Genomic DNA, 9,520 nt, shown 5'->3' with positions numbered 1-9,520 from the left:
CGAATGTGAAACACTTATGATGTGGCAAGATCAAGATGAACATAGTGCGAACATTATACAGGCTGCCCTACGTGAGGCAGTAATGAGCGGAAAATTGAACTTTCGGTATATTGACCGCATTTTATTTGAATGGAAGAAGAACGGCGTTCGGTCGGTCGAGGATGCACAGGAATATGGTCGTAAATTTCGCTCGCATCAAAAGACAACCTCTTCTCCTAAACAAGATACAAAATATACAGGGAAAATACCATTTTATAATTGGCTAGAGCAGTAAACAAAGCATAGAGTTGCTTTTCCATTAGTGGAAGGCTTTCTATTGATCAAGGTTTTTGTTTAGTAGGAGGTAGGGCATGTTAACATTAAAACAAATCCGATATTGTCTTGATGCGATGGCGGACATGTTTCCTGATGCGCATTGCGAGCTCAATCATTCAAATCCTTTTGAACTCGTTATAGCGGTTTCATTGTCTGCTCAGTGTACAGACGCACTTGTAAATAAAGTAACAAAAAGTCTTTTCGAGAAATATAAAACACCAGAGGATTATATAGCAGTTTCGTTAGAAGAATTACAAGCAGATATAAGGTCAATTGGGTTATATCGCAATAAAGCGAAGCATATTCAGCAGTTATCTCATCTGCTTATCGATGAGTATGGCGGGGAAGTACCTCGCAATCGCGAAGAGTTAATGAAATTGCCAGGAGTGGGGCGAAAGACAGCAAATGTTGTTATTTCTGTCGCATTTGATATTCCTGCTATAGCAGTGGATACACACGTGGAGCGGGTAAGTAAACGATTAGGTATTTGTCGGTTAAAGGATTCCGTACTCGAAGTGGAACAAACGTTAATGAAAAAAATACCGAAAGAAGAGTGGGGAGTTACTCATCATCGTCTCATTTTTTTCGGACGTTACCATTGCAAAGCACAGCGTCCACAATGTGAAACGTGTCCGCTGCTCTCCATTTGTAGGGAAGGTACGAAGCGTATGAAGGAGAAGGAAAAAAATGAACATCGTAGTACCAGATAAATTTGTATTCTCTCCTTTTTTTAAAGAGGGAGATTGTATTCGATTCGATTCCACAGTAACAATTAAAGGCGGTAGCATATTTGTATTTGAAATAGCAGCAGAAGAAGGACTCGCGTTCGATAAGCCATGGAATAAGAGGAAGAAAACGGTACCAATCATACTTCAAATGTGGAAACAAAATAAAGATTCGATTGCCTCCTTGTTCAGACAACGAAAGAGAAAAGAAGCAGGGCCGCTAATGGTGACAAATACAGCCAGATTTCTCTCCATTTTGTTTTGGATGAATGAAACCTATTTATCCTCTTTGCAGCAATATACCGTGCAAATTGAAGCATTACGTAGAAAGCCTGTGAATGTAGTAGAAAGGCTGGATTTTATACTAGAGCAACCTGACCATTATCATTCCTTTATTCAGCTTTCAGAGTTATATGAAGAAGTTGAGAAACTATTTGAGAAAACGATGATAGTCAATAACCCCCACCAAGTATAACGACTTGGAAGGGGCTTGTAGGATAAGAACTCCGGCAAGTCATATTGACTAGCCTAAGTTCTTCGAGAACTACGTTGGATAGGTCATGACACCTTACGGTGCAAATCCTAGCTGTAAGCCCTGTCGCTTGTTATTAAAAGTCCTAAAGGGTTGTGGACGGTGTGGCAAGCACAACAAGCCTTTCCAACATTGGCGAAGGATAACAAACTCCACAAAAGGGAGGTACGCTAACTATGCTAGTGTACGTTTTAAACAAGCATGGCAAACCATTAATGCCATGTAAGCCAAGAAAAGCCCGACTCTTGTTAAAAGAAAATAAAGCCAAAGTGGTCATGCAGACCCCATTCACGATTCAACTTTTATATGGTTCAAGTGGCTACAAACAATCTGTTTCATTAGGGGTTGATGCAGGAACCAAACATATAGGGTTGTCGGCTACCACAGAGAAAAAGGTTCTATTCGAGGGAGAAGTCCAATTGCGAACCGATATTCAAGACCTTCTTTCTACAAGAATGGAGTTTCGCAGAGCGAGGCGTAACCGTAAGACCCGTTATCGCAAGGCTCGGTTTTTAAATCGAAAAAAGCCTAAAGGGTGGTTGGCTCCATCTGTTCAGCATAAAGTAGACTCTCATATTCGAGTAATAGAGAAGATTCGAAGAATCTTACCTATCAAAAATACAATTGTAGAAGTGGCTCAATTTGATACACAAAAGCTAAAGAATCCTGATATACAAGGGGAAGAATATCAGCAAGGTGAACAGCTTGGTTTTTGGAATGTGCGAGAATATGTGTTATTCCGAGACGGTCACAAGTGCCAGTATTGTAAAGGGAAATCTAAGGACAAAATTTTGAATGTCCATCATATTGAAAGCCGAAAGACAGGTGGAAACAGCCCTGACAACCTCATAACGTTATGTGAAACCTGTCATGACTATATTCACCTACATGGCTTAGAACACGTATTTACACGTAAGAGAGTAACACTTCGAGATTCGGCTCACATGACTGTATTGCGTTGGTTCATCTATAACGGATTAAAGAAAATGGTTAAAAATATCCAATTCACCTTCGGTTATATCACTAAAAGCACACGAATTACAAATGGTTTACAAAAGTCCCATAGGGTAGACGCTCGGTGCATTAGTGGTAATCCATTAGCGAAGCCGCTAAAATCGGTTTTTTATATCAAACAAGTTAGAAGTAATAACCGTCAGTTACACAAAGCAACCATTCTAAAGGGTGGTATCCGAAAATCTAATAAGGCAGTTCGTTGGGTCAAAGGTTTCCAACTCTTTGATAAGGTAGACTATCTAGGAACAGCCTGTTTTATTTTTGGTAGACGAAGTTCAGGCTATTTTGACATTCGCTTATTAGATGGAACTGTTATTCATCGAAGTGCTAGTTTCAAACAGTTAAAACCGCTCGAAAGAGCGAATACATGGCTAATCGAAAGGAAAGGGCAATTCCTCCCCGCCTAAACGTTATCGTTTTTTAGGCGGGGTCTCCTTACCCTAAGTTCGATGAAAAATTCCTATCTCCTTGATTAGGTGGGCACTGAAAAAGCATGGACGAAAAAGAGGTGCGATGGAAACTAATCTGTGGGAAGAATCGGGGGCTCTTTTGTTCTTGTACGAAAGCTGTTTTCGAGGACGGGCACAACCTGACATGAATTTTTTCCATTCCTAATTCATAAATAAAACCACTGAAAAAGGTAGCACTTCTCTAAGTATGAAAGAGAAGGCTACCTTTTTCTTTGCCTACCTATGGATGGAACTCGTAGTAACCGCAATAAGGCGGATTTTGTGGTCGCAAAATCATGTTAAGGTATTCGCATCTATAAAAAACAGGGCACTGAATGTTTTCAGTGCCCTGTTGATTAGGAGATGTTTCTCCCTTATAAACTTATTGAGTTGGCTTGGTAGTAGTAGTGCCACCAGAAGTCGTTCCTGTTCCGCCCGTACTACCTGTTCCTGTGCTACCGTTACCAGAATTTGTTCCTGTACCAGTACTTCCACCTGTACTTGGAGTTGCTGGCGTAGTAGGAGTTTTAGGTGTATTCGTTTGCCCATTATTTTGATTTGTATTCGGCTGATTGTTGTTTTGATTTGTAGCTGCACCAGGAACAACAACAGTGACAGTTACCGCATCACTACTTTGTCCGTTTGCACTTGCAACAATAGAGAAGGAGTATTGACCTCCTGCTTGCGCATTGCTTAGTGTTACATTCGTGCTCTTTGTTGAAGTAAGTGACGTTTTAGCGCCGCCATTTAATGTATAACTAATGTCAAAGGATGGATCCTTCACAGTAGCAGAACTAAATGCCCAGTTTAAAGAAATTGTGTTTGATGCTTGGTCGTACTTCGCTTGTAAGCCACTAGGTGCATCTGGTTTCACTTTAGGTGCATCTACTTTTTCTCCACCTTTGACATTAAGTTCATTGGTAGCAGGATCACGTTCAACACTATCTGGCATTTGGAAGGTAGAATTGTCTGTACCAAATTTTGCGAACATTTCTTTGAATATTCGTTGCGAAATTTTTGTCGTACTTCCATCCATATACATTCCAGGGCCATTTTTTACGTAACCCGTCCATACCGCCATCGTATACTGCGGCGTGTAACCAGCAAACCAGCTATCGTTTGTAGCTGTACTAGGGAACCCATACTTACTTATGATCTCTGCAGGGAAGTTTGTAGTTCCTGTCTTACCAGCAACATCCAAACCAGGCACCGCTGCAGTAGTTCCTGTTCCTTCATTCACTACAGAACGCATCATATCGGTAAGCATGAAGGCTGTATAGTCCTTCATCACTCGTTTTGCCTTTGTTTTAAAGCTAACTTCTTTACCATCCGGATACACGACCTTTTGAACAAAATGAGGTTGTGTATAGTTACCACCATTTGCAAAGGCTCCGTATGCACCGGCCATTTCTAGTGGATTTACAGAGTTACTTCCGATTGCTGTAGATTCAAACGTTTGATTCTTATCAAATGTTATGCCAAGTCCTTGTGCAAATGCTTGTGCTTTATCTTTACCAACAGCACGCAATGTAAGCAAAGCAGGGATATTATATGACTTTGCAAGTGCCGTTCGTATGGACATAACGCCATGGTATTGATTGTCGTAGTTGTTAATAGGTGCACCATTATCATATGTTGTTGCTTTATCTTCTAGCTGATGACCGGTAGACCATTTTAAGTTTTCAATTGCTGGACCATAATCAAAAATCGGTTTAAAGGAAGAACCTGGTTGACGATTGATGTCAATGGCAAAGTTACTACCTTTAAATTGAGCCTTATTCTCATTACGTCCACTACCAATTGCGCGTACTTCACTCGTTTTAGAGTCCATAAATATAAAAGCAGCTTGGAATTTATCATTCGGATAATTTACAACGTCTTCTGTATTTACAATTTGTTCTGCATATTGCTGTGCTTTCGGGTCAATCGTCGTATAAATAGCAAGCCCATCCGTACCGATATTTACATCTGGTATTTTCGCTTCTACTTCTTTCACAGCAGCATCTAGAAATGCTTGGTACGGCATTTCTGCATTAGAAGCCGGTGGTTGCAATCCTTGATCGATTGGAACCTTCATTGCATCTTCCATTTCTTTTTGCGTAATATAGCCCTGTTTGTTCATAAGAGTTAAAACTAGATTACGGCGTTTTAAAGCCGCATCTCGGTTTTCTGGCTTCGTTGGATCGTATTTGTTTGGACTCTGCGGAAGACCAGCTATTAGTGCAGCTTGTGGCAATGTTAAATTCTTTAAATCTTTAACATCGATGCCATAATAATTTTTGGCAGCAGCTGCAAGTCCCCATGACTTATTCCCTAGATTAATTTTGTTCAAATACATCTCTAGTATTTCATGCTTACTATACTTTTGTTCGAGCTTGTAAGCTAAATACCATTCTTGTATTTTTCTTTTTAACGTTTTATCAGAGGACAAAAAGGAGTTTTTAATAACTTGTTGGGTAATCGTACTCCCGCCCTGTGATCCGAATCCGGCACTGACATTTTCAAATATGGCTTTTGCAGTTCGGATGACGTCTACACCATGATGCTCATAGAATCTAGAATCTTCTGTTGCCAGAAAGGCTTCCTCTGCTAATTTTGGTACTTGGTCGTAAGTAATAAGTGTACGTTTTTGTGAACCATATTCATGAATAAGGTTCCCGTCTTTATCATAGAACTTTGTAGATACAGGATCAGCGAGCTTTGAATCATCTATCTTCGGTGCATCTTTTATCATTGCAAAGAAAGTAGCAACCCCAGCACCTAAAGTTATAATACCGATAAGTAAGCAGGCTACTAAAAACTTTTTCAAGAACGAGCCCTTCTTACGCGGCGATGAATCCTTCATTTGCTGTCCTTGTTTTGATTTTTCTGCCTGTTTTCGTTCTTCGCGAGAACGATAATTGTCTGACATTATCCTTTCTCCTACCTTTCACTATCTGAAAAAAGTCGAAACATGGGCTTTATTGTTGACTGTATCATGAAAAATACAGTGTGTCTAGTACACTAACGTAGTGTATACGCGGGTGATAACCAGATTGCAGTGCATGCCCATGAGTTTCTATCTCTTGTTTTGTGATTGACTTTCTTCCTCCTTGTTCTTGTCGATTCCAAAATTGGATAACATAGTTGCCTTCAAGGAAATAAATTTCGCTACATTGTGTAAATTTAATAATGGCGAATGTTATGCCTCCATGATTCAGCACTTGCTTCATATGCTCAATCTGATGGGGGTGAAAATTGTGCAAAGGGAAACTCGTTTTATTTTTCGTTTCCTTTGCTTCAAAATCAACATATTTTCCTTTGTACACGCCATTATAATCAGTAGTTGAAGGCTGTTTAAAGTATGCCTCGGTAATAACAGCGGCACTTCTTTGCGGGTAATTCACCTTTACAATTTGAAGAGGAATCGGCTTTTTATGTACGCAAGCGATGCCATGTGCAAGATAATATTCGTTTGTTTCATTAATCTCCTCTTCTAATGACATCCCCCTGTTACTATAGGTTTGATTGTTTGCAGGTGAATGCTGGATGGTTGCTTGTTTCAAGAACCGTTTGCCATTCGGATAACGGATGCTCATTGTCTCGTCTTCTCCAATATTTGATTTACTTACAAAGGTGATTATATCAAAAAAAGGGCACAATAGGTCAGAAAGTTTTATCGTAAGGATCCTAGATTGGGAGGTAGAAGAATGACTGCTTGGAATCGTGATTATGATCAATTTAGAAAAAGACGCAAAGACGATGTATTCACAGAAGCTGAAAATGCTCTTATCAAGGAGATCAAAGAGCGTATAAAGCTTTATAACGTGGATAATATTTCACGAACCGATGCATACAAGGAATTCTACCGAGCGCATCCCGACATTCCTTGGTCTTTTCTTGCTAGCATGGTTTCTCGTAATGCAGGTTGGAATATGACAGATTTAGAAGGAATCTACTTACCAAAGTTACTATCTACTTCTATGCGGAAACGTCTATTTCTTACTTATGAAAGAGCAAATTGGCTCATTTTTGAAGATGCGTATCCGCAGCTTCTTATATATGAACATTCTCTGCAGTTACAGAGGCCGCAGTTTCATTTATTACGTGCCTTTTCTGTATCAGTATTTATGGAAGGAGAATGGGAGAGGTTTTGGAAGAGTAAAGATATAGAAAGATTGATGACAGCACAAATTATAAATGAACAATATGTGATTCAGGAAACCGTAATTGAACATCCTTATTTTCAGAAACATGTATTTGAATCGCTCATCTTTCAAATACAAGAATTATTTCATTTTAGCTCGGTTATTTTCCCTACATTAGCAGGAAAATTGTATGGCTTTTCTGTCCATGAATTTGTAGAAGTAAAAAAGAGAATTGAACTAGGGAAGAATCTAGCTCAGCTATTATTTCATCCCACATACTATAGAACATTTACATCCTTTTCGGATAAAACGGTTCACACAGGCTCACGTATTGACTATGAACAATACATGGGTAAAAAGGAGCCGGATAGTCCGTATTTACGAGATGTGTTTCCAGCTATTTCACATCATAGACATGATAATGACGATTGGTTTAAAGAAGGAATGGATGTATCCACATTGTTTGCCCCAATCTCCGTAAAGGGGAATATGGACGTAACAGAGTGGTTTGCAGCGAAACGAAAACAGATTCAATTGCTAGCCTCAATTAAAACCCTCTTTTAGTGAACATAGAAAAGGTGAATGACCATGTTCATTCACCTTTCTATTCAATATACATTTAAGTTTTAAGTAGAAGGAATATTGGGTCCTTCAACCTTTGGATTTCCAGTATTAATCGATTGATTTTGTTTCTTTTGTTCCTTAGATGTTTGCTTTTTATTCTTGCTCATTTTCCCACCTCCTATTTGTATTGTAGCCATGTGAGAAATTTTAATACCTACTGTGAAAAACCTCTTTCTTTGCCGAAATAATACTAGTTTTGTCAGGATGGAAGGGAGTAGATGGAATAGAGAGAATACTGTATGTAGTTACAAAACAGGGAGGGATTTGAAATGGAAATCGTATCCAAGGAAAAGGTAGTAATGACGATTGAGAATCTCCTGAGTACTCTTGATTTGCTAGAATCACAAGTAACGTTACGAGTAAATCATGTCCTAACAAATAAAGAAAATGATGTGATTCACTCCGTTGAAATTATACAGGCCTATGTTGGAAATATGGAAGAAAACATATTTCGGCTTGTAAACGAAGGAAAATTTGTATCACATAGGATTGATATGTTGGCAGTTTAATTAGAATGTATTTACGGAATTTGCTTTATTGATGATTTGTGCACAAAAACTCGTAAGTACTAAATTAATATATGTAGAACAAAACAGTTAGTATACTTATCACCTGAGTATACTAACTGTTTTATTTTTTCTAGTAATCTTTATTAGGATTGTATAATAATAGAATTTTTACTTGACAATACCTTTTGTATCTTTGTATCATAAATTGTAATAAACACACTATTCGTATAGGAATACATAAGTTGACCGGAAAACCGGAGACATACCTTATTAAAGGGAAAGTCTTCGGTTTTTTTGTTTTCTGTCACAACAAGCAAAGATGCTGTGTTTAAAGAGAAGGCGCTACATCATTTAGAAAGGAGAAAGAGAAAATGGCGAAAAAACGATTGTACTTAAACGCATTTGATATGAATTGTGTCGGTCATCAGTCGGCAGGGTTATGGACACATCCACTTGATCAATCCTATCGTTACAAGGATCTTTCCTACTGGACAGAGCTGGCAAAGCTACTTGAGAGAGGAAAGTTCGATGGCCTTTTTATCGCGGACGTAATTGGGATTTATGATGTATACGGAGGAGGAAAGGATGCGACTGTGCGTCAAGGAACGCAAGTACCAGTTAATGATCCGATCCTGCTCGTATCCGCAATGGCAAATGTAACCGAGCATCTCGGATTTGGAATTACGTGTTCCACAACATTTGAGCATCCGTATACGTTCGCACGTAGAATGTCTACGCTTGATCATCTAACAAACGGACGTATTGCTTGGAATATCGTAACGTCGTATTTAGAAAGCGGGACGAAGAATATTGATATTGGGGATCGCTTCGAGCATAACGAACGCTACAATATCGCAGATGAATATTTAGAAGTTTGCTATAAATTGTGGGAAGGCAGCTGGGAAGATGGGGCTGTCGTGAAGGATAAGGAGAGAAAGATATTTACAGATCCTACGAAAGTTCATCCTATCCATCATCAAGGGAAGTATTTTCATGTACCGGGTATTCATTTATGTGAGCCATCTCCGCAGCGAACGCCAGTATTGTACCAAGCGGGCGGATCTGCAAAGGGACGTAGCTTTGCAGGGAAGCATGCCGAATGCACATTTATTTCCGCTCCAAATAAAGAATCCGTTGCAACCTATGTAAAGGACCTTCGATCTCAGGCTACCATTCAGGGAAGAGATCCAAGCAAGGTGCTCGTGTTTGCTCTCGTTACGGTTAT

At 39.2% G+C, this 9,520-nt stretch carries 9 protein-coding genes; 7 read left to right on the top strand and 2 right to left on the bottom strand.

From position 1 onward, the window contains the following. The 4 genes from AC11ZT_RS13255 to iscB form a co-directional block, all read left to right on the top strand. A partial coding sequence (locus tag AC11ZT_RS13255) for a DnaD domain-containing protein (RefSeq protein ID WP_484060051.1) occupies positions 1 to 274 on the top strand: 274 nt, incomplete at its 5' end. Between the two features lie 76 nt (positions 275 to 350). Beyond that, entirely contained in the window at positions 351 to 1,025 is a 675-nt protein-coding gene (nth, locus tag AC11ZT_RS13250) for an endonuclease III (protein WP_484060050.1), read from the top strand. Further along, entirely contained in the window at positions 1,003 to 1,515 is a 513-nt protein-coding gene (locus tag AC11ZT_RS13245; RefSeq protein ID WP_484060049.1) for a YpoC family protein, read from the top strand. Before nth ends, AC11ZT_RS13245 begins: the two co-directional genes overlap by 23 nt. Positions 1,516 to 1,748: 233 nt before the next feature. Next, on the top strand, positions 1,749 to 2,993 hold the full coding sequence (iscB, locus tag AC11ZT_RS13240) for an RNA-guided endonuclease IscB (protein WP_484060048.1): 1,245 nt from the start codon (positions 1,749 to 1,751) through the stop codon (positions 2,991 to 2,993). Positions 2,994 to 3,417: 424 nt separating this feature from the next. On the opposite strand, the gene AC11ZT_RS13235 is transcribed toward iscB, so the two are convergent. Beyond that, a complete protein-coding gene (locus AC11ZT_RS13235; protein WP_484060047.1) occupies positions 3,418 to 5,946 on the bottom strand; it encodes a PBP1A family penicillin-binding protein in 2,529 nt (842 codons plus the stop codon). A 64-nt stretch (positions 5,947 to 6,010) separates the two neighbouring features. Continuing rightward, complete coding sequence (recU, locus tag AC11ZT_RS13230) at positions 6,011 to 6,613, bottom strand: Holliday junction resolvase RecU (RefSeq protein ID WP_484060046.1); 603 nt, start codon at positions 6,611 to 6,613, stop codon at positions 6,011 to 6,013. 111 nt (positions 6,614 to 6,724) lie between these two features. Here recU and AC11ZT_RS13225 point away from each other — a divergent pair, with 111 nt between their 5' ends. From AC11ZT_RS13225 to AC11ZT_RS13215, 3 genes are all read left to right on the top strand, one after another. Continuing rightward, positions 6,725 to 7,726, top strand: coding sequence for a DUF2515 domain-containing protein (locus AC11ZT_RS13225; RefSeq protein ID WP_484060045.1), 1,002 nt, complete (start codon positions 6,725 to 6,727; stop codon positions 7,724 to 7,726). A gap of 329 nt (positions 7,727 to 8,055) precedes the next feature. Continuing rightward, on the top strand, positions 8,056 to 8,295 hold the full coding sequence (locus tag AC11ZT_RS13220) for a hypothetical protein (RefSeq protein ID WP_484060044.1): 240 nt from the start codon (positions 8,056 to 8,058) through the stop codon (positions 8,293 to 8,295). 371 nt (positions 8,296 to 8,666) lie between these two features. Next, positions 8,667 to 9,520, top strand: an 854-nt coding sequence (locus AC11ZT_RS13215) for an NtaA/DmoA family FMN-dependent monooxygenase (RefSeq protein WP_484060043.1), incomplete at its 3' end; no start/stop codon positions are given.

This window comes from Ectobacillus sp. (assembly GCF_056992975.1).
Note: the sequence above shows the minus strand (reverse complement) of the source record. Positions and strands in the feature narration are given on the sequence as shown.